This is a genomic window from Micromonospora sp. NPDC049497 (assembly GCF_044465805.1).
Lineage (GTDB): Bacteria > Actinomycetota > Actinomycetes > Mycobacteriales > Micromonosporaceae > Micromonospora.
The window spans coordinates 170,550-195,576 of the sequence record NZ_JBITMC010000012.1; the positions used below are offsets into that span (position 1 = coordinate 170,550).

Below are 25,027 nucleotides of genomic sequence, written 5' to 3' on the forward strand. Positions count from 1 at the left end.
GCCTGATGGCCCCGGGTGGTGGTTCTTCGGAGATCGGTGCGGAGGTCCGGCGCGACGGGGTCCGGCTACGCCCGGTCACCGAGCCGGATCTGGCGATGTTCCGCCGGTTCGCCGTCGAGCCCGGCCTGCTCGGCCCGGACTGGCACGGCTTCCGCGACCCCGGCGCGGCGGAACGCCGCTACGCCACGGATGCCTGGCTGGGTGAGAAGGACGGCCGGCTCGTCGTCGAGGTCGAGGCCGAGGAGGCCGCCGAATTCCGGGCCGGCCGTTGGTGCGACGGCCTGCTCTACAGCCGGCTGCGTGACGACCCGTCACCATGGGACCGGCCGGCGGAGCGGGAGTGGCCCGGTCCCGGCCCGGATCGCCCCTGAACGGCTGTCTCGTAGCGGCCGTTTCCGCGAATCGTGGTCTTCGCGGACGCTGTCGAGCTGACTTGTCGACGACATCAGGCCGGCTGATCCGTTCACGACCACCACCGGGCTGATCCATTCACGACATCAGCTCGACAGCGTCCGGACCGGGTTACCGGCCGGCGCCCGCGTCCCGCCGACCGCCGACCGCCGGCGTCCGCCGGGGCGGACGGGGCGGCGTACCGCCGCCGGTCAGGGCAGCGGCCACTCGTGCACCGGGCGGTTGCTGTGCATCAGCGTCACGTAGTGCCGGACCACCTCGCGCAGCGCCTCCGGGCGGTCCAGGTGGTCGGCGGACTCCAGCCGGTGCAGGGTCTCCACCTGCCAGCTCGCGCCGTTGCGGCCGGTGAGGCAGCGCTGCTCGATGATCCCGAGCAGCCGGTCCCGCTCCGCCGGGTCGACACCCCACCGGTCCAGGCCATGGTGGGCCAGCGGCAGCAGCCGCCGCAGCACCAGCTCGGTCGCCGGCAGGTAGCCCAGGCCCGGCCAGTACACCTGCGCGTCGATGCCGTGTCGGGAGCAGGCGGTGAAGTTCTCCTCGGCGGCGCTGAACGACATCTGCGACCACAGTGGCCGGTCCGCCTCGGCGAGCGCCCGGACCAGCCCGAAGTAGAAGGCGCCGTTGGCCACGGTGTCGACGACCGTCGGGCCGGCCGGCAGCACCCGGTTCTCCACCCGCAGGTGCGGTCGGCCGCGCAGCACGTCGTACACCGGGCGGTTCCACCGGTAGATGGTGCCGTTGTGCAGCCGCAGCTCCCCGAGCCTCGGCACACCGCCGGTGTGCAGGGTCTCCGCCGGGTCCTCCGGGTCGCACACCGGCAGCAGCGCCGGGAAGTAGCGCACGTTCTCCTCGAACAGGTCGAACACCGTGGTGATCCAGCGTTCGCCGAACCACACCCGGGGGCGTACGCCCTGGGCCTTGATCTCCTCGGAGCGGGTGTCGGTGGCCTGCTCGAACAGCGGCACCCGGGTCTCCCGCCACAGCTCCCGGCCGAAGAACAGCGGCGCGTTCGCACCGAGCGCCACCTGGATGCCGGCGATGGCCTGGGCGGCGTTCCAGTAGTCGGCGAACTGGTCCGGTGCGACCTGGAGGTGGAACTGGGTGCTGGTGCAGGCCGCCTCCGGGGTGATCGTGTCGGCGGTGACCGCGAGCCGCTCCACCCCGTTGATCGCGATCCGCAGGTCCTCCCCGCGCGCGGCGAAGATCTGCTCGTTGAGCAGCTTGTAGCGGGGGTTGGCGGACAGCGTCTCCGCGGTCAGGTGCTCCGGGCGCAGCGTCGGCAGGATGCCGATCATCACCATGTGGGCGCCGACCGTGCGGGCCTTCTCCTCGGCGGCGTTGAGGCTGGCCCGGACCTGCTCCTCGAACTCCGCAATGCCCGTGCCGGCAAGCCGCCGCGGCGCGACGTTGATCTCCACGTTGAACTGGCCCAGCTCGGTCTGGAAATCCGGGTCGGAGACCGCCGCCAGCACATCGGTGTTCTTCATGGTCGGCATGAAGTCGTCGCCGACGAGGTTCAGCTCGATCTCCAGCCCGGTCATCGGCCGGTCCACGTCGAACCGCGACTCGCGCAACATCTCGGCGAAGACGTCGAGGCAGCGGCGAACCTTGTCGCGGTAGCGGGCCCGGTCCTCCCGGCTGAACGTCCGAACGCCGACTTCCTCGCCCATGGTCACCACCCTGTCACCGCTGGTACCCCCTAACCTCGCACGTGACACCGGGTGGGGGAAAGACCCGAAGTTCCCTCCACGTACCCACGGACGGCCCTGGTGATCCCCGTCGCGCCCCGGCCGGTCGCACCGGGCTGTGCCGCCGGTCCCGACTAGCATGGCTCGCGCGAGAGGTGGGGGAGCGGCGATGCGCGAGAAGGTGACCCGGCTGTTCGTCGTGGCGGCGATCGCCGAGGCGATCTCCTGGGCGGCCCTGCTGGCCGGGATGGCGGTCAAGTACGGCCCGCCGGCCAACGAGCTGGGCGTGCAGATCTTCGGCCCGATCCACGGCGGGCTGTTCGTGGCGTACGGCGTGCTGGTCCTGGCGGTGGCCCGCCTGCACCGGTGGAGCCTGCTGACCACCGGGGTGGCCCTGGCCTGCGCGGTGCCGCCCTTCGCGACACTGATCTTCGAGCGCTGGGCGCGGCGACGCGGCCTGCTCGGGCCGGCACGGGAGTCGATCCGCGAGGCCACGCCCGTCGGCTGACGGCTTTACCGACGGCCGGGCGGCCGGCCGCTCCGGCCTCAGCCGGCCAGGAAGTCCGCCAGCGCGGCGGCGAGCTGCTCCGGCGCCTCCTCGGCCATGTGGTGCCCGGAGTCGATCGCACCCGAACGCACGTCGTCGGCCCAGTCGCGCCAGATCGCCGTCGGGTCGCCGTAGAGGTCCACCATGTCGTCGTGGGTCGACCAGAGGAACAGCACCGGGCAGGTGATCCTTCGCCCGGCGGCGCGGTCGGCGTCGTCGGCCGCCCGGTCCGGGCCGAGCCCGGCCCGGTAGTCCTCGCACATCGCGTGCACTGTCTCGGGGTCGTGGATGGCGCGGCGGTAGTCGGCGTACGCCTCCTCGCCCATCTGCTCGGGCGACCCGCCGTACCAGGCGTCCGGGTCGGCGTTGATCACCCGCTCGGCGGGCCTGCCGGTCTGCCCCAGGAAGAACCAGTGCCACCAGCGGGCGGCGAACCGGGCGTCGCAGCGCGCCAGCGCCTCGCCGATCGGCACCCCGTCCAGGACCGCGAGCCGCGAGACCCGGTCCGGGTGGTCCAGCGCCGTCCGCATCGCCGCGTACGCGCCCCGGTCGTGGCCGACGACGGCGGCCCGGTCGTGGCCGAGCCGGTCCAGCAGCGCCACCACGTCGGCGGCCATGGCCCGCTTGGCGTACGTGGTGTGGTCCGGGCTGCTCGGCGGCTTCGAGGACCCGCCGTAGCCGCGCAGGTCCGGGCAGATCACGGTGTGCCGCGCGGCGAGCAGCGGCGCCACCCGGTGCCAGGTGGCGTGGGTACGGGGATGGCCGTGCAGCAGGACCACGGGTGGGCCGGAGCCGCCGTGGCGGACCCGCAGCCGCACCGGGCCGACGTCGATCTCGTCGAGCGCGAAACCGGGAAACATGTCTGCCCGCGTTGCCCGGCGGCCGACAGGCCGAAACGTCGCGCCTCGGGTTGTTAGGAGGGGGCCCTTGTACAACGCCAGGCGTTAAGAAGGTGCCCTTCCTTTCACGTCAGGGTGGTGCAGGCCGCCACGCCGGTGAGCAGGACCGCACCGAGCACCGCCTGGAGCAGCAGCGGCGGCCCGAGGTGCGACCAGAGCGTCGCCGTACGCGGGGTGAGCAGCTGGCCGGTGGTGAGGTTGACGATCCGCTCGATCTTCGGCGGCAGGTCCGCGTCGCGCTGCCGGCGGAGCGTGATCTGGACGTGGTCGGCGGGGTGCAGAGCGCTCTGCGGCAGGTGCCCGTGCAACTCGACCTCGACCAGCTGCCCGGCGGCGTCACGCAGCCGGACGGGAGTGACCAGATACTCCGGACCCTTCTTCAGGTCCTTGAACGTCCGTCGCGCACCGGAGCCGGCGCCCAGCAGCGAGCGCAGCAGGGTCACCAGGAGCCCGGCCACCCCGGCCGCCACCAGCACCGTCACCAGCACCGGCTGACCGATCCGCACCTCGCGGGGATAGCCGTCGAGCAACCGGACGATCCGCCCGGTGACGATCCGTCCGGTCGGGTGCGCGATCCGCCGGTATTGCAGGTCGCTGTCCATCTCCACCACCCAGAGTCCGGTTGTGTTCACCGATGGTATCGATCCTCCGGGTTGAACGACGTGAATGAACACTGGTCACGCGGCCGGAGAGGGGACTCGGGCGCCAGGTGACATCGTCGGTCGCGTGGGTAAGCGCAGGGCCGAGCTGGAAAGGGGTCGAGCATGCAGCTGTCCTTCCTGCGCCCGCTCTACGACCGACCCGGGCCGTGGTGCTCGGTCTATCTGGACGCGTCCGCGAACACCGAGGACGCCCACCCGGCGCTGGATCTGCGCTGGCGCGCGCTGCGCGACAAACTGCAGCAGAAGCGTGCCGACGCGGCGTCCATCAACGCCATCGAACGCGTGGTCCGGGGTCACGACCCGATGGCCGGCGACTACGGCCTGGCCGTGTTCGCCAGTCACGGCCGGGTGGTGCTGTCGGAGTACCTCTCCGCACCGCCCCTGCGGGACGTGGCCGCGTACAGCCCGCTGCCGCACGTGATGCCGCTGCTCGCTCAGCGGGGCGAGCAGGTGGCCTGGGTGCGGGTGCTGGCCGACCGGGCCGGCGGCGACGCGATGGCGGTCAGCGCCGGGGGTGTGCCCCGCCGTGCCCACGTGACCGGCCGCCAGGACTTCCAACTGCGTCGGGTGCAGCCCGGCGGCTGGTCGCAGTCCCGCTACCAGCGGGCGGCCATGGAGGCCTGGCACCACAACGCCGGTGACGTCACCGCCGCGACCGTGGAGCTGGCCGAGAAGGTCGGCGCCGAGGTGGTGGTGGTCGCCGGCGACATCCGGGCCACCGGCATGATCGCCGCCCAGATGCCGAATCGCTGGCAGGACCTCGTGGTCCGCACCGACGCCGGCTCCCGGGCCCTCGGCGCAGACCAGACCCTGCTGGACGACGTCACCGTGCAGACGATCGCCGAGGTGGCCGACCAGCGGATCACCGCCGCGCTGGACCGCTTCGGCATGCAGGAGGACGTCGGCGCCGGCCTGGACGCCGTCGTGTCGGCCCTGCAACGCAACCAGGTCGACACCATGCTCATCGTCGACGACCCGTCGGCCAACGGTGAGCTGTGGATCGGGCCGGAGCCGACCGAGATCGCCACCGACCCGGGCCAGCTCGCGGCCATGTCCGTGCCGGACCCGGCGAAGGTACGCGCCGACGCCGCCCTGGTCCGCGCGCTGGTCGGCACCGACGCCGAGCTGACCGTCCTCGGCCCGGACGAGGCCCCGGACCTGACCGACGGGGTGGGCGCGGTGCTGCGCTACGTCGACGAGTCCACGCCGGGGCGGGGTAATGGCTGAGCGTACGGTCGCCGACCTGGTGGTCGACCGGCTGCGGGCCTGGCGGGTACCGCGGGCCTTCGGTTACCCCGGCGCGGCCATCGCGCCGGTGGTCGAGGCCCTCGACGCCTCGGGCGGGGACCCGGCGTTCGTCCCCGCCCGGCACGAGGAGACCGCGTCCTTCATGGCCACCGGGCACGCCAAGTTCACCGGCGGCATCGGGGTCTGCCTCGCCACCCAGGGCCCCAGCGCGGTCCAACTGCTCAACGGCCTGTACGACGCGAAGCTGGACAGCAAGCCGGTGGTGGCGATCGTCGGCGAGGACGTCTCCGGTCCACTCGGCGGCGCCCACCAGGAAATCGGCCTGAGTCGGCTGTTCGGCGACGTGTGCAACCAGTTCGTCCGGTACGGACGGGACCCCGCGCACGTCCCGAGCCTGCTCGACCAGGCGTTCCGCACCGCCGCGGCGACCCGCAGCCCGGTCTGCGTGGTGCTGCCCATCCAGTTGCTGGAGGCGCCGGCGCCCGACCTGCCACTCCAGTCGGCGGGCGTGCTCACCGCCACTCCGGGCGTGCCGCTGGCCCGGGTGCTGCCGCACGACGTGGACCTGGACGCCGCGGCGCAGATGCTGGCCACCGGCCAACGCACCGCGATCCTGGTGGGGCAGGGTGGCCGGGACGCCGAGGACGAGATCATCGCGCTGGCCGACCGGCTGGGCGCCGGGCTGGCCACCTCGCTGCTCGGCAAGCCGGTGCTGGACGAGCGGCTGCCCTTCCACACCGGGGTGCTCGGCGAGGTGGGCACGCCCGCGGCGGCCGAGCTGATGGGCGGCTGCGACACGTTGCTGCTGGTCGGCACCAACGACCCGTGGACCGACTACTACCCGATGCCCGGTCAGGTCCGCACGATCCAGATCGACATCGACGGGCGGCGGATCGGCACCCGCTACCCGGTGGACGTCCCGCTGGTCGGCGACGCCGCCGAGACGCTCCGCGCGCTGCACGCCCGGGTTCCGGACCGGCCCAACCCGACGTGGCGCGCCACCGTGGAGAACTCCGTGGACCGGTGGCGTCTCGAGGCCGCCGACCGGGCCGCCGCGCCCGCCGAGCCGATCAACCCGCAGCTGGTGCTCCAGGAACTGTCCGTCCGGTTGCCGCGCACCGGGGCGGTGGCGGTCGACGTCGGTTCCGTCCTCTACTGGTACGCCCGCCACCTGGAGCTGCCACCGGGGGTCAACGCGCAGCTCTGCGGCACCCTCGGGTCGATGGGCTGCGCCCTGCCGTACGCGGTCGCGGCCAAGCTGGCCGACCCGGGCCAGCCGGTGATCGCACTGGTCGGCGACGGCGCCATGCAGCTCAACGGCCTCGCCGAGCTGATCACCGTGTCGCACCACTGGCAGGAGTGGCAGGACCCGCGGCTGGTGGTGCTGGTCCTCAACAACCGGGACCAGTCCGGGATGGGCGGCGGGCGGCCGACGAGCGACCCGTCCCGGCGCCGCCCCGACGTGCCGTACGCCGGCTGGGCCCGGCTGCTCGGGCTGCACGGTGTACGGGTGGACCGGCCCGAGCTGGTCGGCGCCGCCTGGGACGAGGCGCTCGCCGCCGACCGCCCCTGCGTCGTCGAGGCCGTCGTCGACGCGGCCGTGGCGCTCAACCCGCCGGAGCCGGCGTTCGCGGACCTGCGGTCGGTCGTCGCCGACGGCGACGCCGCCCGACGCGTACGCGACCGCATACTCGCCGCCCGGACGACCGTGGAGGCGGAGGACCTCGTTTAGCCGTCCACCGCCCGGGCACTGGGAGATCCGCAGTCCAACGCGGGAGGTCAGCGTGCCCCAGTCCACCGATCGCCGGTACGGCCCGGCGCCCCTGCCGCAGCCCCGTGGGCCGGTGTCCGGGGCGCTGCTGACCGCCCTGCGGCAGGCGCCGCACGACCTGCCCGCCGACCTCGGTGACCGGCTCGACCCGGAGGACCCGCTCACCGGCGAGGACCTCCAGCTCACCCTCTTCCTCTGCTACGAGCTGCACTACCGGGGCTGGGAGGGCGTCGGCGACGACTGGGAGTGGCAGCCGTCCCTGCTGGCGCTGCGCGCGTACGCGGAAGGGCTCTTCGAGGCGGCGGTGCGCGCGCTGGTGGGGCCGCTGCCGGCGGTGCTGCCCGGCGGCGTCCCGGCGGCCCTCGCCGGCGTGGTCGCCGCCGACGACGGCCCGTCCCTCGCCGGGTACCTGCAACGGCGGGCCACCCTCGCGCAGTTCCGGGAGTTCGCCACGCACCGGTCGGTCTACCACCTGCGCGAGGCCGACCCGCACACGTGGGTGCTGCCCCGGCTCGGCGGACCGGCGAAGGCCGCGCTGGTCGAGATCCAGTCCGACGAGTACGGCAACGGCCGCTTGGAGCGGATGCACGCCGAGCTGTTCCGGACGACGCTGGGCCGGCTCGGCCTGGACACCCTCTATGGCGCCCACCTCGACGTGGTGCCCGCGATCACCCTCGCCACCAACAACCTGATGTCCCTGTTCGGGCTGCACCGGCGGCTGCGCGGGGCGGTGCTCGGTCACCTCGCCGCGTACGAGATGACGTCCTCGCTGCCCAACCGCCGCTACGGCAACGCCCTGCGGCGGCTCGGGTTCGACGAGGTGGCCACGCGGTTCTACGACGAGCACGTCGAGGCCGACGCGGTGCACGAGCAGATCGCCGCGGTCGACATGTGCGGGGGCCTGGCCCGGGTCGAGCCCGCGCTCACCGGTGACGTGCTGTTCGGCGCGGCGGCGGCGCTCGCGGTGGACCGGCTCTTCGCGGCGCACCTGCTCGACGCCTGGTCGGCGGGCCGCACCTCCCTGCGTACGCCGTCCGGTGCCGGCGCCCCCGCGACCGTCGACCTGTCCGCCGCCGCAGCCTGACCCCGCCCTGCCCCGCCCCCGCCCCTGCCCCGCCCCGCGCTCGGCCGGGGCGCGGCTGGCGGGGGCTGGGGTCAGGCCTCGCGGTCGGTGCCGGCTCGGAACTTGATCGCCTTGTGGGTGCCGTCGCAGAAGGGCTTGAGGGCCGACTTGCCGCAGCGGCAGAGCGCCACCGTGCCGCGCCGGGCGTCGATGCGTCGGCCGTCCGGCGTGACCAGGGCGAAGTCGCCCCGGACCAGCAGCGGGCCGTCCTGGTACGGGGTGATGGTGGCGGCGGCGCTGGTCTCGTGTTCCTGCATGGGCGGTCATGTGCCCGTGCCGTGCCGACCGAAACCCGTGGCGTCGCACCGGGGGCTGGCCCGGCGGGCCGATCGGGGTCGCCCTGTCGACAACCGCCCCAGACCGGCGAAGCGCCAGAGTTCCGAGGATTACTCCCGACCGGTGTGGGATGCCCCGTTTGAACCCCATCCGGACGGGAAGCCGGGCCGCGTGGTGAGCGAACGAGGCAAGGTGGAGCCGGTGCACAAGGTGCGCAAGGGGCTCACGGCCGACGGTGCCGGGATGGCCGGCGACCGGGTGGTGGCGGCCGGGAGCGTCGCGCGGGTCCTGGTGGCGGCCACCGCTCGGGCGCTGCGCGGGGAGGACTGCGCCGATCTGGGGCACCCGGGGCCGCTGTCGCGGTTCACCGGCGCGCCCGATCCGGTGCGGCGGGCGGCGGTGACGCGGGCGGCCGGCCGGGTGGCGCTCACCGTCGGGCAGACCGCGGAGGTCGACGCCGGTCGGGTGGCCGGGTGGTTCGCCGACCAGTACCCCCGCCGCCGGTATCCCGCGGCGCTGCTCGGGTCCCCGCACGGCGCGGTCGCCCACCTCGCGGTGGTGCTCGGCGTGCCCTGGCTGCCCACCGGCTTCGAGATGTCGGTGCACTGGGCGCAGGGAGCGGTGGACCGGCCCCGGGCCGCCCTGGACCACGGCGCCGCCCTGGCCGGTCGCCTGCTCGCCGGCAACCCCGACCTGCACGTACGACAGGTGCACTGCCCGGCCAGCCGGGGCGCCCTGAGCGGCGCGACGGTCTCCCTCGCGGCGCGGTGGCGGTCGCTGCCGGCGGCGTACGCGCGGTTCCTGGCCGACCGGCTGGAACCCGGCGCCCCCCTGCTGCTGCTGCGCGACGCGCGGACCTGGCCGGTCCTGGACGAGGGGTCCGGGCACAGCTTCCAGGTCGGCTCCCCGGCCAGCGGGCTGGACCCGGTGGACTTCCACCCGGACAGCCACGCCCTGCGCCAGGTGCTGCGCTCGGCCGGGGGCGACGGCGCGGGCTGGGAGCCGCCGGAGGTCACCGCACCGCGCGGCGTGGCCGAGCACGGCGTGGAGGACGGTTTCGAGGCCGACACCCGCCGGTGGGTCTCCGAACACGGGCACACCCTGCACCGCGTCCTCGTGCCGCAGCCGTCGGCGCTGAGCGCGGCCACCGCCGACCTGTACCGGCGGTGGCTGCGCGCGGCCGGCAAGACCGGTGACCGGTTGGTGGTCGAATGCGGCCGGCTGCTCGATCCGTGGCAGGTCGTCCGGGCCGGCATGGTGCCGTACTGGTGCGAGAACGCCACCCGGCGCAGCGTGGAGCAGGTGGAGTGGTGGCTCGCCGGCAGCGAGCCGTTCAGCTCCGTCGACGTGCTGCCCGAGCCTCCGGGGCTGCGCTCGCCCGCCCTGGCCGGGTTGCCGCAGTGGTTGGCGGTGGCCGGGTTCGGCCGCCGGCGGCGCGCCCTGGACCGCACCGCCGCCCGGGGCTACCCGGTGACGTCGGTGCCCACCCGGCGTGCCACGGAGGTGTTGCGCGCCCAGCCGTACGACCTGCCGACACCGGCCCCGATGGGCGTGCCGGAGGCCCTGCAGACGCTCCGCGACACCGGCAACCACCTGGGGCTTCAGGTCTGTTGAGACCGGGACACCGAAACATCCTCGCGAACCGGGGATGCCGTGATTGAGTACCTACGGAGCGGGAACACCGCTGGCTGCGACGGCCTGATCACGCTGTGCAGTGCGGCGCCGTCACCCGCTGGCATCCCAGTCACGTAACCCACTTCCGGCCCGGTGCGTGGTGCGAGCACGCGCACGACCGGTTTCCCAATCCGGGCGGGGGACCTTCCTGAGGGAGGCGCGGATGTTCGGACAGACCACCACAACCACACCACCGCCCACCGAGCGGGGCCTGGAGGACCTCGACGCGGCGGCGCTGGCGTACGCGGCACGGATCGAGGGCCTGCCACCGGAACGCCGGCAGGAGGCCCGGGACGACCTGGTCCGCTTCGCGCTGCCCTTCGCGGGCCGGCTGGCGCGCCGTTACCGGGGGCGGGGGGAACCGCTGGAGGATCTGGAACAGGTCGCCCGCCTGGGCCTGGTGAACGCCGTCGACCGGTACGACCCGGAACGGGGCTCGTTCACCGCATACGCGGCGATCACCATCGTCGGCGAGATCAAACGGCACTTCCGCGACCGCACCTGGGGCGTGCACGTGCCCCGCCGGCTGCGCGACCTCATCCTCGAGGTCGGACAGGCGACGGCGTCGCTGACCAGCGAGCTGTCCCGGGCGCCCACGGTCGCCGAGCTGTCCGCGCGGCTGGAGACGCCCGAGCAGGAGATCCTGGCGGCCCTGGAGTCGGCCGCCGGCTACAGCCCGGCCTCGCTCAACGCGCCGGTCGGCGGTGAGAGCTCGGCCGAGTTCGGCGACCTGGTGGGCGAGTCGGACAACGCGCTGGAATCCGTCGACGACCGGGTGACGGTCAGCGGACTGCTGCACCGGCTGCCGTGGCGGGAACGGCGGATCCTCGCGATGCGCTTCTACGGCAACCAGACCCAGGCGGAGATCGCGGCCCGGTTCGGCATCTCCCAGATGCACGTCTCCCGGCTGCTGTCCCGAGCACTGACGTGGCTGCGCCAGGCGATGCTCGCCGACGCGCCGCCGCCGTGGCAGAACGGCACCGCGGAGACCGGCACCGCCAAGACGCGGATCTCGGTGAAGCACAACGGCGACCGCGTGCTCGTCGAGGTCGGCGGTGAGGTCGACCGCGACGGCGCGGACCAGTTGCGCCGGGCGATGCTGGAGGCGGTCACCGGCCAGCCCGCCGAGGTGGTCGTCGACCTGGTCGGCGCCGGCGGGTTCGACGCCGGCGGCATCGCCGCCCTGATGGCCGGCCACGAGGCGGCGGTCCGAACCGGGGTGCCGCTGCGGCTGACGCGGGTGCAGCCCGCCGTCCGCCGGTCGCTCACGGCCGCCGGACTGGCCCCGGCCCGCGAGGGCTGACCGAGCGGAAGGGGGCCGGCACCGTCGAGCGTGCCGGCCCCCTTCCGCGTACGCGGACAGTCACCCCCGCGGTTCGTCACCGCCGTCGCTGTGCGGGTGCCGCCAGCGGGGCGGGCTCTGGCGCGGCCCGCGCTCGGAGTCCAGCGGGTTCGGGTTCTCCTCCTCGTCCGGCGCGTCGCTGTGCTCGAAGCTGGGCCGGCGTACGTCCTCCGGCTCCGGCACCTCCACCGGCCGGGCGCCGGACTGCGGTGCCGGGTGGTACTCGACGGCCTCGTGGGCGCCGCGCGCGCCGCCGGCGGCGGGCGACTCGGGTAGGTGCTTCTCCCGGTGCAACTCGTCCCGGAACGCCTGCGGCGGCTTGGTGGTGCGCTGCGGCAGGTCCCGGCCGAGATCGGCGACGAGCGGGCCGTACTTGGCGTCGAACGCGGGCCGCTCGGAACGGATCCGGGGCATCCGGTCGAAGTTGCGCAGCGGCGGCGGGCAGGTGGTGGCCCACTCCAGCGAGTTGCCGAAGCCCCAGGGGTCGTCCACGTTGACCATCGCCCCGTACCGCCAGGACTTCCAGGCGTTCCAGATGAAGAACAGGGTGGACGCGCCGAGGATGAAGGCGAAGATGCTGGAGACGGTGTTGAGCGCCGTGAAGCCGTCGGTGGGCAGGTAGTCGGCGTACCGGCGGGGCATGCCCTCGTTGCCCAGCCAGTGCTGCACCAGGAAGGTGCCGTGGAAGCCGATGAACATGGTCCAGAAGTGCGCCTTGCCGAGCCGATCGTCCAGGAGCCGCCCGGTCATTTTCGGCCACCAGAAGTAGAAGCCGCCGAACAGGGCGAAGACGACGGTGCCGAAGAGCACGTAGTGGAAGTGCCCGACGACGAAGTACGTGTCGTGGGTGTGGAAGTCGGCCGGCGGGCTGGCCACCAGCACCCCGGTGAGCCCGCCGAACAGGAAGGTGACCAGGAAGCCGATGGCGAACAGCATCGGTGTCTCGAAGCTCAACTGCCCCTTCCACATCGTGCCGATCCAGTTGAAGAACTTGACCCCGGTGGGCACCGCGATGAGGTAGCTGAGGATGCTGAAGAACGGCAGCAGCACCTGGCCGGTACCGAACATGTGGTGTGCCCAGACCGTCATCGACAGCACCGTGATCGCGATGGTGGCCAGCACCAGACCGGTGTAGCCGAAGATCGGCTTGCGGGCGAAGACCGGGATGATCTCGGTGATGATGCCGAAGAACGGCAGCGCGATGATGTAGACCTCGGGGTGGCCGAAGAACCAGAACAGGTGCTGCCAGAGCATCGGCCCGCCGGTGGCCGGGTCGTAGACGTGGGCGTTGAGCAGCCGGTCCGCCGAGAGTGCCAGCAGCGCCGCGGCCAGCAGCGGGAAGACGAGGATCACCAGCACGCTGGTGAAGAGCATGTTCCAGGTGAAGATCGGCATCCGGAACATCGTCATGCCCGGCGCGCGCAGGGTCAGGATCGTGGTGATCAGGTTGACCGCGCCGAGGATGGTGCCGAGTCCCGAGATCACCAGACCGACGACCCACATGTTCGCCCCGACGCCGGGGGAGTGCTCGGCGCTGCTCAGCGGCGTGTACGCGGTCCAGCCGAAGTCGGCGGAGCCCTGTGGCGTCGCGAAGCCGCCGATCACCATCAGCCCGCCGAAGAGGTAGAGCCAGTAGGCGAGGGCGTTGAGCCGGGGGAACGACACGTCCGGCGCGCCGATCTGGATCGGCACGATGTAGTTGGCGAATCCGAACGCGGCCGGGGTGGCGAAGAGCAGCAGCATCACCGCCCCGTGCGAGGTGAAGAGCTGGTTGTACTGCTCGGAGGAGAGCAGTTGCAGGCCGGGGCGGGCCAGCTCGGCGCGGATCAGCATCGCCTCGATCCCGGCCACGATGAAGAAGCCGAACGAGGTGAGCAGGTAGAGCAGGCCGATCTGCTTGTGGTCGGTTGTGGCGAGGAACCTGAGGAGTTTTCCGCCTGGTGTGGCGGGCCTGAGGGGTCCTGGATAGCCACCGAAGCGCGCCGGCGCCAGGATGGCCGGACCTCGGTCGCGCGGTTCCGTCGTGACCTCTTTGGCCATGAAAGTTTCACCCCGCCGTGATGACAGAAAGGACGGGCGCAACTACCCGCCCCTCCGACCATGAAACCAGGCGAGAGAGCTTATTCAGGCTAGAGCGGTAATTTCGGTCAATTCGCGGGGAGTACCGCCCAGACGACCTTGCCGTCGCCGGCCGGCATGCTGCCCCAGCGCTGCGCCAGTTCCCGGACCAGCATCAGGCCGCGACCGCCCTCGGCGCGCAGGTCCGGCGAGGTCATGCGGGCGGCGACCCGGCTGCCGTCCAGCACCGCCAGTTGCAGGTACGGCCGGCGCAGGGTGAGCGTCACCTGCATCGGGGTGCCGGCGTGCCGGACCACGTTGCCGACCAGCTCGCTGAGCACGAGCGACGCCGGGCCGACGGCCTCCGGCAGGTTCCACCGCGTGCAGGCGTCGCCCACCAGTTCCCGAGCCCGCCGGCAGGCCTCGGCCACCGGTTCCAGGCGGGCCCGCAGCCGGGGCGCGGCGGCGGCGTTCGCGACCCGGGTCGCCTCGGCGCAGTCCCGGCGCACCGGTACGACGCGACAGGCGGTCGACTCCGCCAGCCACGCTGCGGCGTCCGGCGGCGGGGCGCAGAGCACCACGGGAACCCCCGGCCAGTCGGCGGCCTGACGCGCGGTGGCGGCGAACACCGACAGTGCCAGCCGGTCCCGCACGGTGACGTCGGCGAGATCCACCACCAGGGCGTCGGGCTGTGTGGACAGGCACCGGTCCAGCACGGTGTGGACGCTCCGCATGGTGCCCAGGTCGAGGCCGCCGTGGAGCCGTACGACGGTCACCGGTGACCAGTCGCGCACCTCGCAGGTGATCCGGCTCGGCATCGCAAGCCCCCGTTTCGGTTCGTCGGGAACCTGGCACCTACCCGGGGGCGAGGAGGGTCAAACCGGACGTCGGCGTGGAGCGACGCACGTCACGGGGGGTGCCGCCCTCGTCACCGGCGCCCGCGTCGGGCGGTCAGGACGCCGAGGGAGATCATCCCCGCTCCGAGGGCGAGGTGCAGCCAGTCGTCGGCGGGGTTGACCGGGACGACGTTGGCCGCGCTGTCGTGGTCGACCGCGAGGCCGTAGAGCCAGAGCACGAGGTAGACCGCGCCGCCGCCGACGAGGAAGGTCCGGGCGCCGGAGACGGTCCGGGCCAGCACCAGCCCGGCCACCCCGAAGGCCAGGTGGACGAGGTTGTGCAGCACCGACACCTGGAAGGCGCCGAACAGCAGCGCGCCGGACTGGTGGCCGGCGAGGCGGAGATCGTCGAAGTTGCCGGTCACGCCGGGCACGAAGCCGAGGGCACCGATGAGGAGGAAGACCACGGCGACCGGGGTCGCCGCCCGCCGTACCGGCGCCTTGCCGTCGGCGGGGTTGTGCCGGGCGCGCGCGTGGGCCATCGGACCGGTCACCGCCGCCTCCTTCCGCCCGGAGGGCCGGGCCGCCCGGGTTCCCGCCCCGGCCGCCGGCAAACCGTGCGTCGTGGGGCGACGACCGGCGTGTCGGCGCCCGGACCGCACAGGCACGCGACGGGACATGTGTGAGAGACACGGCGCCGCCAACCACGCCCCGACGACGGGGCCGGTCCGCCGTAACGGCGGACCGGCCCCGGTGCGGGACGACGCGGCTCAGACCGGTTGCAGGCGCGGCGCCGCCGCGAGCGTCCGGACCCGCTCGTAGAGCGCGACGTACTTCTCCGCCATCACCGCCGGGGTGAACCGCACGGCGGCCTCCCGGCGGCACTCGTCCGGGTCCAGCAGGCTGGCGGCCAGCAGCAGGTCGCCCAGCTCGTCCTCGTCGGTGGTGAGCAGGCCGGTGCGGCCGTGCTCGATCAGCTCGGGCAGGCAGCCCCGGGCGGTGGCCACCACCGGCGTACCGAGCGCCAGCGACTCCACCACGGCGGTGCCGCCGGGCTCCTCCCACCGCAGCGGGAACAGCGACGCCCGGGCACCGGCCAGCAGGTCGTCGCGCTCCTGCCCGGCGACCGTCCCGACCCACCGGACCAGGTCGCCGTCGACGTGCGGCGCGACCTCGTCGTAGAAGAACCGCACGTCCGGGTTCTGCCGGGCCTCGTCGCCGGCCGCGGCCAGGTCCTCCGGCCGGTGGTACGGCCCCACCGGGCCGGCCAGCACCAGCGGGACCCCGACGCGCTGGGCGAGGCGCGCGCCGACGTCCTGTCCCTTACCCGGGTTGATCCGCCCAAGAATGATCAGGTAGTCGCCCTTGTCCGCCCGGGGCCGCCGGTCCGCGCCGACGGCGAGGGGGGTGGACAGGTGCACGTGCCCCACCGAGTGGTCCCGCAGCGCCTGCGGCGCCCGGGCCAGCTGCGAGGCGGACACCCCGTTGACCCGGACGCGGTCACCGCCGGCGAGGTTGCCGTACAGCTCCGGGTGCTTCGCCAGGTCCCAGTGCAGCGTGTGCAGCGCCGGGGGCGCGTCCGGGCCCATCGCGGCGAGCGTGGCCAGGCCGACCGCCTCCACGTGGTCGTGCACGAGGTCGATGTCGTCGCGGGAGTGCAGGGCCCGCACGACCCCGTTGAGGTGCGCCTGGGAGATGCCGCAGACCTGGTTGTACGGCCGTTGCAGGGCGTGGAACTGGCCGTCGGGGAAGACCGAGAACTTCTCGTCGACCGGGAGGGTGCTGCTGTCCACGGAGGCCAGCACCACCTTCACGCCCAGCCGGCGCAGCTCCGGCACCAGGGTGGCGATGATGTTCTCGATGCCGCCGTAGCCGGGGGGCGGCACGGACAGCCACGGACCGGCGTTCATCAGGACGGTGAGGCTCATCGTGCGCGATTCCTTCCCTCGGCGGGCCGTCGGGCCGCCCGCGCTCCACCATCGACCGGTCGGTGTGACCTGGCCCTCACGCCGCGGCCACCCGGCGTCGCGGCACCCGGTGCCGCAGTTCCGCCAGCGGCGGACGTTCCTCGATCGACACGTCGCTGACGACGATCTCCCGCTCCAGGTTGGGCAGTGCGTCGGAGCCACCCCGCCGGAACTGCGTCAGCAGTTCGGCGGGCATGGCGCCGGGTGCCGCCCAACCCCGCCGCTGCAACCGCGACCAGGCGGTGAGCATGATCTGGGCCGACATCCGGCCCAGCGCGGCGGTGTCCTGGTGGCGGTGCTTGCGCTCACCCAGGTCCACCTGGGCCAACGCGTCCAGGCCGACCATCTCCAGCAGGTCGATGAGCATCGCCGTCTCGACGCCGTAGCCGGAGACGAACGGCACCTGCGCGAGCACCTCCCGCCGGCCGGCGTACTCGCCGGCGAGTGGCTGCACGAAACCGGCCAGCTCCGGCCAGAACAGGTTGAGCAGCGGGCGGGCCATGAGCTCGGTCACGCGACCGCCGCCGTCGGCCTCCACACCGGTCGCACCCACCAGGGGGCGGTGGTAGAAGCCCTTGACGAAGTCCACCGACGGGTCGGTGAGGAGCGGGCCGATCAGCCCCGTGACGAAGTGCGGACGGAACTCCCGCAGGTCGGCGTCGACGAACGCGACCACGTCCCCCTCGGCCGCCGCGAGGCCCACCCAGAGGGCGTCTCCCTTGCCGTGGAGCCGGGGCAGCCCCCGGGTCATCGCGTCCTGGCTCACCACCTCGGCGCCCGCGGCGCGGGCCACCTCGGCCGTGCGGTCGTCGGACCGCGAGTCCACCACGATCAACTCGTCGACCAGCGGCACCCGGTCCATCAGGTGTTCCCGGATCGTCGACACGATCGCGCCGACCGTAGCTTCCTCGTTGCGCGCCGGCAGCACCACGCTGACCCGGCTGTCACCCTTGGCGCGCATCAGTCGCCGCGCCGGCCAGTCGGCCGCCGACGTCGTCCGGTAGGTGGCCCACGCCTCCACCACCGGCGAGACCGTCGTTTCCGTATTCCGCACAGGCACCCCCTGATCGTGGGCGGAAAAACCAGAGTTGGTTTTCCCACTACCCTGCTCGCGCTAACCGGTTGAGGGCTAACAGCTTGATCACGGCCGGGACTCCGGTGCGTTCCCAGGTGGTGAACGTTTGATTGCGCCCACACCGGGGGAGTGGTTTCGCGCAGAACATGAACCGTGGCGAGAGGGCTATAGATGCGCACGTGCCGGGTGGGACTGGTAGGGGCCGGCGGGGTGGCGCAACGCCACGCCCGGGTGCTGGGCGGTTTCGAGGACGTCGAACTGATCGGTGTGACCGACGTGCTGCCGCAGGCGGCGGCGGAGCTGGCCGGAGCCCACGGCGCCCGGACCTTCTCCGACGTCGAGGAGTTGCTGGCCGCGGGGCCGGACGCGGTGTACGTCTGCGTGCCCCCGTTCGCCCACGGCCCGGCCGAGGAGGCGGTGATCACCGCCGGGGTGCCGATGTTCGTGGAGAAGCCCGTCGCGGTGGACCTCGCCACCGCCGAACGGATCGGCGACCTGGTGGCCCGGCGGGGCCTGCTGACCGGGGTCGGACACCACTGGCGGTACCTGCCGGTCGTCGACCGCGCCCGGGAGCTGCTCGCCGACCGTCCCATCCGGATGGTCAGCGGCGCGTGGCTGGACAAGGTCCCGCCGGTGGCCTGGTGGTCGCAGCGGGACCGCTCGGGCGGCCCGGTCGTCGAGCAGGCCGCCCACGTGCTGGACCTGATCCGGCTGCTGGCCGGCGAGGTGTCCGAGGTCACCGCGTACGGCGACGGGACGCCGCCGCCGGTCGACGGCGCCGACATCGACTCGGTGACCACCGCGGCGCTGCGGTTCGCCGGCGGGGCGGTGGGCACGCTCAGCGCGGCGTGCGTGCTGGGCTGGAAGCACCGGGCCGGGCTGGAGATCCTCGCCGACGGGCTGGCCCTGTCGCTGGCCGAGGACGGCCTCGTGGTGCGCGACGCCGACGGCGAGCGCCGGTTCGACGCCGACCCGGACGCGGCGCGGGTGGCCGTGGACCGGGCGTTCGTGGACGCGGTCCGCGGGATCGGCGATGACGTGCGCGTCCCGTACGCCGAGGCGCTGGGCACCCAGCGGCTCGCCCTCGCGGTCGCCGACTCGGCCCGCACCGGCCGCACCGTACGCCTCGACGCCCCGGCCCTCGCGCCGGCCGTCACCACCGGGGTGACCGTCGATGCATGACACGGTCGTGGTGGTCAGCGGTCCCGGCAAGGTCGAACTGGTCGAGCAGGACGCCGGCGAGGTGCCCGAGGGCGGCTTCCGGGTCGAGACGCTCCACAGCGGTGTCTCCGCCGGCACCGAGCTGAGCTTCGTCAAGGGCACCAACCCCTACCTCACCGTGACCTGGAACGCCGACCTCGGCCTGTTCCAGCCCGGGGAGGCGAGCACCCCGTACCCGGTGACCCGGCTCGGTTACATGCAGGTCGGACGGGTGGTGGAGAGCCGCACCCCGGCGGTCGCCGTGGGCACCGTCGGCGCGATGACGTACGGCCACCGCACCGGCTACGTGGCGGACCCGGTGAAGGAGCGGTTCGTGCCGCTGCCCGACGACCTGGACCCGCTGCTCGGCGTGTACGTCGCACACATGGGCCCGATCTGTGCCAACGGCGTCCTGCACGCCGCCGCCGACCTGTGCGGCACCGACGTGCGCACCCTCGGCGACGGGGTACGCGGCCGGCGGGTCGCGGTGGTCGGCAGCGGGGTGGTGGCCCTGCTCACCGCGCTGTTCGCGCAGCGGCACGGTGCCGCCTCGGTGGTGGTGCTCGACCCGACGCCGCAGCGCCGGGCGGTCGCCGAGGCACTGGGCCTGGAGACCCTCGACCCGGAGGCCGACGACCCGGCGGTGGTCCTCAAGACCCGCTGGAACCACGCCGCCGGCGACCGGGGAGCGGACGTGGTGTTCCAGTGCCGGGGTCAGGCCTGGGCGCTCCAGTTGGCGCTGCGGCTGCTGCGGCCCCAGGGCACGGTGGTCGACCTGGCCTTCTACCAGGACGGCGCGGACGCGGTGCGGTTCGGTGAGGAGTTCCACCACAACGGTCTGTCGCTGCGCTGTGCCCAGATCGGGCGGGTGCCGCGTGGGCTGGCGCCGACCTGGGACCGGGAGCGGCTCTCCGCCGAGACCATCGACCTGCTGCGGGTCCACGGCGACGCGATCCGCAAGCACCTGGTGTCGGCGGTCGTGCCGTTCGAGGAGGCGCCGACGCTGCTGACCGACCTGGCCGAACGCCGCCGGCAGGAACTCCAGGTGGTGTTCACCCCCTGATCCGCCCTCGCGCGCGGCGGATACCGTTCCCCGCATGAGCGCCGAGGAGAACCGGCGGGTCGGCCTGTCCGCCCTGCTGCCGTACCTGCGCGCCCACCGCGGCACCCTCGCCGTGGTGGGCGCGCTGTCGTTGCTCGGTGCGGCGGCGTCGCTGGCGCAGCCGCTGCTGACCCGTGCGGTCCTCGACGGGGTGACCGCCGCCCGTCCGGTGGCCGGCCTGGTCACGCTGCTGGTGGGCCTGGTGCTGGCCGCCGCGGTGATCGGCGGGCTCCGCGACTACCTGCTCCAGCGCACCGCCGAGGGCGTGGTGCTGGGCACCCGCCGGCGCCTCGCCGGGCACCTGCTGCGCCTGCCGATCGCCGAGTACGACCAGCGCCGCACCGGTGACCTGCTGTCCCGGGTCGGCTCGGACACCACCCTGCTGCGGGCGGTGGTGACCTCCGGCCTGTTCGAGGTGGTCACCGGCGCGGTGATGGTGGTCGGCGCGGCGGGCGCGATGGTGCTGCTCGACCCGGTGCTGTTCGGGGTGACCCTGCTCGGGGTGGCCGCCGGTGTCGGCTTCGCGGTCACCGTCGCCCGCCGGGTGCGCGACCTGGCCCGCGCCGCGCAGGAGCGCATCGGCGAGATGACCTCGACCGTGGAACGGGCGATCTCCGCGGCGCGCACCATCCGCGCCGCCCGCGCCGAGCGGCGCGAGGCCGACACCGTCGGAGCCAGCGCCGAGGCGGCGTACACGGCGGGTCTGCGGGTGGCCCGGGTCCAGGCGGTCGTCGGCCCGGTGAGCACGGTGACCATCCAGAGCGCCTTCCTGCTGGTGCTCGGCGTCGGTGGCGCCCGGGTGGCGTCCGGCGCGATCACCGTCGGCGACCTGGTCGCGTTCATCATGTTCCTGTTCTTCCTGGTGCTGCCCCTGGGACAGGCGGTGCACGCGTACACCCAGCTGCAGACCGGCCTCGGCGCGCTCCAGCGGATCGAGGAGGTCCTGGAGATCCCGGCGGAGGGGGCCGCCGACCGGGCCGGACCGGCGGTGACCGTGGACCGGGCACCGGCCGGCAGGCCCGCGTCGATGATCGAGTTCGACCGCGTCGGCTTCGGCTACCCCGGCGGCCCACCGGTGCTGCACGAGGTGAGCTTCGCCGTCCCGACCGGCACCCGGACCGCCCTGGTCGGTCCCTCGGGCGCCGGCAAGTCCACCCTGCTGGCCCTCGTCGAGCGCTTCTACGAGGTCACCGCCGGCGCGCTGCGGGTCGACGGGGTCGACGTGCGGGACCTGCCCCGCGACGCGCTGCGGGCCCGCCTCGGCTACGTCGAGCAGGAGGCGCCCGTCCTGGCCGGCACGCTGCGGGAGAACCTGCTGATCACCGCGCCGGCGGCCACCGACGACCAGCTGCGCGCCGTGCTCGACGAGGTCAACCTCGGCCACCTGGCCCAGCGTGCCGCCGAGGGCCTGGACGTGCAGGTGGGGGAGGGCGGCGTGCTGCTGTCCGGTGGCGAGCGGCAGCGACTCGCCATCGCCCGGACCCTGCTGGCCGGACCGCCGGTGCTGCTGCTGGACGAGCCGACCAGCAACCTCGACGCCCGCAACGAGGCGGCGCTGCGCCGCGCGATCGACGCCGTGGCGGTCCGCCGGACCCTGTTGATCGTGGCGCACCGGCTCTCCACCGTCGTGGACGCCGACCAGATCGTGGTGCTCGACGGCGGCCGGGTGGTCGCCACCGGCACGCACGACCAGTTGACCACCACCAGCCCCCTGTACCGGGAACTGGCCGCCCACCAGCTCCTCGTCGGCTGAGCCCGGCCGCGCGGGGGCGACGCCCGACCGCCGGAGGTGGCGCGCCCCGGCGCGGCGTCGGCCGACCGGGACGCGGCGGGTGCGCCCGGTCGCGTACCGTTGCCGCTCATGGGTGTGTCGCATCGGTTGAAGACGAGGTTCCGGCGCTTCCTCCAGCGCCCGGGCACGACGGTGGACCTGGGTCCGCTGGAGAAGCTGCTGCCGGCCATCGAGGCGCGCGAGGAGGAGCTCGCGGCGCTCGACGACGTGGAGCTGACCGAGGCCGCCGGCCGCGCCGAGGGCTACACGGAGATCTGCGCGATCGGCCGCGAGGCCGCCCGACGCGGCCTCGACCAGCGGCCGTACGACGTGCAGCTGCTCGGCGCCATGGCGCTGCTGTCGGGCAAGGTCGCCGAGATGGCCACCGGTGAGGGCAAGACGCTCACCGCCGTCGTCGCCGCGTACGGGCACGTCCGGGTCGGCAACGGCCCGGTGCACGTGCTCACCGTCAACGACTACCTGGCCCGCCGCGACGCCCAGTGGATGGAGCCGGTCTACACCCTGCTCGGCCTCACCGTCGGCTGGGTCAACGAGGCCTCCACCCCGCAGGAGCGGCGCGACGCGTACGCCTGTGACGTCACCTACGTCTCGGTCAGCGAGGCCGGCTTCGACTACCTGCGCGACCAGCTGGTCACCGACATCGACGACCGGGTGCAGCCGCCGCTGCGCACCGCGATCGTGGACGAGGCCGACTCCATCCTGATCGACGAGGCCCGGGTGCCGATGGTCCTGGCCGGCGCGGTGCCGGGCGAGCAGGACCCGGTGCACGCCGCCGCCGCCCTGGTGCGCGGGCTGCGCAAGGGCAAGCACTACACGGTCGCCGAGGACGGTCGCAGCGTGGCCTTCACGTCGGCCGGCCTGGCCGCCGTCGAGGCCAAGCTCGGCGTCGACCTGTACGACGAGGAGCACGTCGCCCAGCTCTCCGCGGTGAACGTGGCACTGCACGCGCACGCGCTGCTGCACCGCGACGTCGACTACATCGTGCGGGACGGCTCGGTCGAGCTGATCGACGAGATGCGGGGGCGGGTCGCCCAGCGCCGGCGCTGGCCCGACGGGCTCCAGGCGGCGGTGGAGGCCAAGGAGGGCCTGGACGCCAGCGCCGAGGGCGAGGTGCTCGGCACGATCGCCGTGCAGGCGTACATCGGCCTGTACCCCACGGTGTGCGGCATGACCGCGACCGCGGTGCTGGTGGGTGACCAGCTGCGGGAGTTCTTCGGCCTGGAGGTGGCGGTGATCCCGCCGAACACCCCCTGCGTCCGGGAGGACGAGCCGGACCGCATCTACGCCACCCGGGCGGAGAAGGAGGAGGCGCTGGTCGACGAGATCAAGCGCAACCACGACCGGGGTCGCCCGGTGCTGGTCGGCACCCTCGACGTCAAGGAGTCCGAGAGCCTCGCCGCCGCCCTGAGCTCGGCCGGGGTGCCCTGCGTGGTGCTCAACGCCAAGAACGACGACGAGGAGGCGGCGATCATCGCCGAGGCCGGCGCGTACGGCGCGGTCACCGTCTCCACCCAGATGGCCGGCCGGGGCGTGGACATCCGGCTCGGTGGCAGCGACCAGACCGACCGCGACCGGGTGGCCGAGCTGGACGGCCTGTACGTGATCGGCAGCGGCCGGCACGACAGCCGCCGGGTCGACGACCAGCTCCGCGGCCGGGCCGGTCGGCAGGGCGACCCGGGTGGCTCGGTGTTCTTCGTCAGCCTGGAGGACGACCTGGTGGCCCGGCACGCCGGCGACAGCGTCCCGGCCTCGCCCCGGATGAACGCCGACGGCCTGGTCACCGACCCGCAGGTCGACTACGCCGTCGAGCACGCCCAGCGGGTCGCCGAGGGCGTCAACCACGAGATCCACCGCAACACCTGGCGCTACAGCGTGGTGATCGAGCAGCAGCGCAAGGCCCTCGCGGAGCGCCGCGAGCGGCTGCTCACCACCGACGTGGCCGCACTGATGCTGCTGGACCGGGTGCCGGACAAGGCCGGCGAGATGGACGAGGACCTGCTGGCCCGGGTGGCCCGGTGGATCGCGCTGCACCACCTGGACCGGCTCTGGGCCGAGCACCTCGCCGAGCTGTCCGAGGTGCGCGAGGGCGTGCACCTGCGGGCGCTGGGCCGGCTGGACCCGCTCGACGAGTTCCACCGGGCGGCGGTGCCGGCGTTCAACAACCTGGTGCCGGAGATCGAGCGGCGGACCATCGAGACCTTCACCGAGAGCGAGTTCGACGAGGACTGGGAGCCGGACCAGGCGCAGCTGGCGCGGCCCAGCGCGACCTGGACGTACCTGGTGCACGACAACCCCTTCGGCTCGGAGCTGGACCGACTCATCGCCTCGGTCGGCCGGCGGCTCACCGCCGCCTCCCGCTGACACACGGTCGGCCCCTTCCGGCCCTCACCGGTGCCGGAAGGGGCCCCCTTTTGCGCCGTTTCGACCCCAGTTCGCGGGGGTAGTAGGGCGGGTCGGAGAATCGGGAGAGTGCAGAGGATGAGACGGGTGACGACACCGGTCGGGCGCGCAGCGACGCGCACGGGAACGGCGGGAGCTGCGGACCGGTGAACCTGGACATGCGGGACCCGGTGGTGGAGACGCTGGGCGTGCTGGAGACCGCCGCCCTGCTGCGGGAGTTGACCGCCGGCCTGATCGCCGTCGGCGACTTCGACGAGGCGCTCAACGCCCTGGTCCGCATCGCGCGCGACGCGGTGGCCGGTGTCAGCTGGTGCGGCTTCACCGCCCTGCGGGCCGGCGAGCCGGCCGGGGTGGCGGCCTCGGACGCCCGGCTGGCCGGGCTCGACGACCTGCGGCACGGGCCGGACTCGCCCGCCATGGAGGCGATCCACCGCCGCGAGATGATCCTCTCCGAGAACCTGACCCGGGAGACGCGCTGGACGGCCTGGACCGGCCGGGCCCGCGAGTTCGGGGTGCAGGGGGTGATCTCCGCGCCGGTCGACGTCGACGAGCAGGTGATCGGGTCGATCAACCTGTACGCGGGCGCCAGCGACGTGCTCACCCCGCAGCACCAACTGACCGCGATGCTCCTCGCCGAGCACGCCGGTCTGCTGCTGGCGGCCGTGCGGGACCGGGCCCGGGTGGCGGCGCAGGCCGGGGACCGGGACGCGGCGCTGCTCTCCGAGGGCGTCGTCGGGCAGGCCGTCGGTGTGATCATGACGCAGCGCGGCTGCCCGCCCGAGGAGGCCCTCCAGGTGCTGCGCAGCGCCGCGGAGTCGCTCTCCATCCCGCTCCGGGAGGTGGCGGAGCGGCTGGTCAGCACGGTGTCGCGGCCCCGGGATTCCTGAGCGTGTCGTTTCGTCCCCCGGGCGCCCGGGTAGCACCCTGGACTGGTGACCTGAGGCGACCTGGGGGAA

At 73.6% G+C, this 25,027-nt stretch carries 21 protein-coding genes; 12 read left to right on the forward strand and 9 right to left on the reverse strand.

The window, feature by feature from the left end; translation table 11 throughout:
- The first annotated feature begins 5 nt into the window (after positions 1 to 5).
- On the forward strand, positions 6 to 371 hold the full coding sequence (locus tag ACIBR0_RS18355) for a hypothetical protein (RefSeq protein ID WP_396717019.1): 366 nt from the start codon (positions 6 to 8) through the stop codon (positions 369 to 371).
- Between the two features lie 231 nt (positions 372 to 602).
- Here the strand turns inward: ACIBR0_RS18355 and ACIBR0_RS18360 are convergent, their stop codons facing one another.
- Positions 603 to 2,081 carry a glutamate--cysteine ligase gene (locus tag ACIBR0_RS18360; protein ID WP_357038887.1) on the reverse strand — a complete coding sequence of 493 codons (1,479 nt, stop codon included), beginning with the start codon at positions 2,079 to 2,081 and terminating at the stop codon, positions 603 to 605.
- A 187-nt stretch (positions 2,082 to 2,268) separates the two neighbouring features.
- Here ACIBR0_RS18360 and ACIBR0_RS18365 point away from each other — a divergent pair, with 187 nt between their 5' ends.
- Complete coding sequence (locus ACIBR0_RS18365; protein WP_396717021.1) at positions 2,269 to 2,607, forward strand: DUF3817 domain-containing protein; 339 nt, start codon at positions 2,269 to 2,271, stop codon at positions 2,605 to 2,607.
- Between the two features lie 38 nt (positions 2,608 to 2,645).
- Here the strand turns inward: ACIBR0_RS18365 and ACIBR0_RS18370 are convergent, their stop codons facing one another.
- Complete coding sequence (locus ACIBR0_RS18370; protein WP_396717023.1) at positions 2,646 to 3,506, reverse strand: alpha/beta fold hydrolase; 861 nt, start codon at positions 3,504 to 3,506, stop codon at positions 2,646 to 2,648.
- A 104-nt stretch (positions 3,507 to 3,610) separates the two neighbouring features.
- Positions 3,611 to 4,156, reverse strand: coding sequence for a hypothetical protein (locus tag ACIBR0_RS18375; protein ID WP_396717075.1), 546 nt, complete (start codon positions 4,154 to 4,156; stop codon positions 3,611 to 3,613).
- A 153-nt stretch (positions 4,157 to 4,309) separates the two neighbouring features.
- Between ACIBR0_RS18375 and ACIBR0_RS18380 the strand changes: the two genes are divergently transcribed.
- From ACIBR0_RS18380 to ACIBR0_RS18390, 3 genes are read left to right on the forward strand one after another with little or no spacing between them, the layout of a single operon-like run.
- Entirely contained in the window at positions 4,310 to 5,434 is a 1,125-nt protein-coding gene (locus ACIBR0_RS18380; protein ID WP_396717025.1) for a Vms1/Ankzf1 family peptidyl-tRNA hydrolase, read from the forward strand.
- The gene (locus tag ACIBR0_RS18385; protein WP_396717027.1) at positions 5,427 to 7,187 is read left to right on the forward strand and encodes a thiamine pyrophosphate-binding protein; all 1,761 of its coding nucleotides are present in this window, start codon (positions 5,427 to 5,429) and stop codon (positions 7,185 to 7,187) included. Before ACIBR0_RS18380 ends, ACIBR0_RS18385 begins: the two co-directional genes overlap by 8 nt.
- A gap of 52 nt (positions 7,188 to 7,239) precedes the next feature.
- The gene (locus ACIBR0_RS18390; protein WP_396717029.1) at positions 7,240 to 8,310 is read left to right on the forward strand and encodes an iron-containing redox enzyme family protein; all 1,071 of its coding nucleotides are present in this window, start codon (positions 7,240 to 7,242) and stop codon (positions 8,308 to 8,310) included.
- 71 nt (positions 8,311 to 8,381) lie between these two features.
- Here ACIBR0_RS18390 and ACIBR0_RS18395 read toward each other — a convergent pair whose 3' ends face one another.
- A complete protein-coding gene (locus ACIBR0_RS18395) occupies positions 8,382 to 8,606 on the reverse strand; it encodes a CDGSH iron-sulfur domain-containing protein (RefSeq protein WP_396717030.1) in 225 nt (74 codons plus the stop codon).
- 262 nt (positions 8,607 to 8,868) lie between these two features.
- Between ACIBR0_RS18395 and ACIBR0_RS18400 the strand changes: the two genes are divergently transcribed.
- On the forward strand, positions 8,869 to 10,239 hold the full coding sequence (locus ACIBR0_RS18400; protein WP_396717077.1) for a hypothetical protein: 1,371 nt from the start codon (positions 8,869 to 8,871) through the stop codon (positions 10,237 to 10,239).
- A gap of 223 nt (positions 10,240 to 10,462) precedes the next feature.
- Positions 10,463 to 11,602, forward strand: a complete 1,140-nt coding sequence (locus tag ACIBR0_RS18405) for a SigB/SigF/SigG family RNA polymerase sigma factor (protein WP_396717032.1) — start codon at positions 10,463 to 10,465, stop codon at positions 11,600 to 11,602.
- Positions 11,603 to 11,662: 60 nt separating this feature from the next.
- Here the strand turns inward: ACIBR0_RS18405 and ctaD are convergent, their stop codons facing one another.
- From ctaD to ACIBR0_RS18430, 5 genes are all read right to left on the reverse strand, one after another.
- Positions 11,663 to 13,681 carry a cytochrome c oxidase subunit I gene (ctaD, locus tag ACIBR0_RS18410; RefSeq protein WP_396717034.1) on the reverse strand — a complete coding sequence of 673 codons (2,019 nt, stop codon included), beginning with the start codon at positions 13,679 to 13,681 and terminating at the stop codon, positions 11,663 to 11,665.
- Between the two features lie 107 nt (positions 13,682 to 13,788).
- A complete protein-coding gene (locus ACIBR0_RS18415) occupies positions 13,789 to 14,517 on the reverse strand; it encodes an ATP-binding protein (RefSeq protein WP_396717036.1) in 729 nt (242 codons plus the stop codon).
- Positions 14,518 to 14,627: 110 nt separating this feature from the next.
- Positions 14,628 to 15,089, reverse strand: a complete 462-nt coding sequence (locus ACIBR0_RS18420; RefSeq protein WP_396717038.1) for a DUF4383 domain-containing protein — start codon at positions 15,087 to 15,089, stop codon at positions 14,628 to 14,630.
- Between the two features lie 216 nt (positions 15,090 to 15,305).
- Positions 15,306 to 16,463, reverse strand: coding sequence for a glycosyltransferase (locus tag ACIBR0_RS18425; RefSeq protein WP_396717040.1), 1,158 nt, complete (start codon positions 16,461 to 16,463; stop codon positions 15,306 to 15,308).
- Positions 16,464 to 16,539: 76 nt separating this feature from the next.
- Positions 16,540 to 17,523, reverse strand: a complete 984-nt coding sequence (locus ACIBR0_RS18430; RefSeq protein WP_396717079.1) for a glucosyl-3-phosphoglycerate synthase — start codon at positions 17,521 to 17,523, stop codon at positions 16,540 to 16,542.
- A gap of 225 nt (positions 17,524 to 17,748) precedes the next feature.
- Between ACIBR0_RS18430 and ACIBR0_RS18435 the strand changes: the two genes are divergently transcribed.
- The 5 genes from ACIBR0_RS18435 to ACIBR0_RS18455 all read left to right on the forward strand — a co-directional run bounded on the left by ACIBR0_RS18435 (position 17,749) and on the right by ACIBR0_RS18455 (position 24,958).
- Complete coding sequence (locus tag ACIBR0_RS18435; RefSeq protein WP_396717042.1) at positions 17,749 to 18,759, forward strand: Gfo/Idh/MocA family protein; 1,011 nt, start codon at positions 17,749 to 17,751, stop codon at positions 18,757 to 18,759.
- On the forward strand, positions 18,752 to 19,840 hold the full coding sequence (locus ACIBR0_RS18440) for a zinc-binding dehydrogenase (RefSeq protein ID WP_396717044.1): 1,089 nt from the start codon (positions 18,752 to 18,754) through the stop codon (positions 19,838 to 19,840). Before ACIBR0_RS18435 ends, ACIBR0_RS18440 begins: the two co-directional genes overlap by 8 nt.
- Positions 19,841 to 19,874: 34 nt before the next feature.
- Positions 19,875 to 21,632, forward strand: coding sequence for an ABC transporter ATP-binding protein (locus tag ACIBR0_RS18445; RefSeq protein ID WP_396717046.1), 1,758 nt, complete (start codon positions 19,875 to 19,877; stop codon positions 21,630 to 21,632).
- A gap of 108 nt (positions 21,633 to 21,740) precedes the next feature.
- Positions 21,741 to 24,032, forward strand: coding sequence for an accessory Sec system translocase SecA2 (gene secA2 / locus ACIBR0_RS18450; RefSeq protein ID WP_396717048.1), 2,292 nt, complete (start codon positions 21,741 to 21,743; stop codon positions 24,030 to 24,032).
- Between the two features lie 185 nt (positions 24,033 to 24,217).
- Complete coding sequence (locus ACIBR0_RS18455; RefSeq protein WP_396717050.1) at positions 24,218 to 24,958, forward strand: GAF and ANTAR domain-containing protein; 741 nt, start codon at positions 24,218 to 24,220, stop codon at positions 24,956 to 24,958.
- The last annotated feature ends 69 nt before the right edge of the window (positions 24,959 to 25,027 follow it).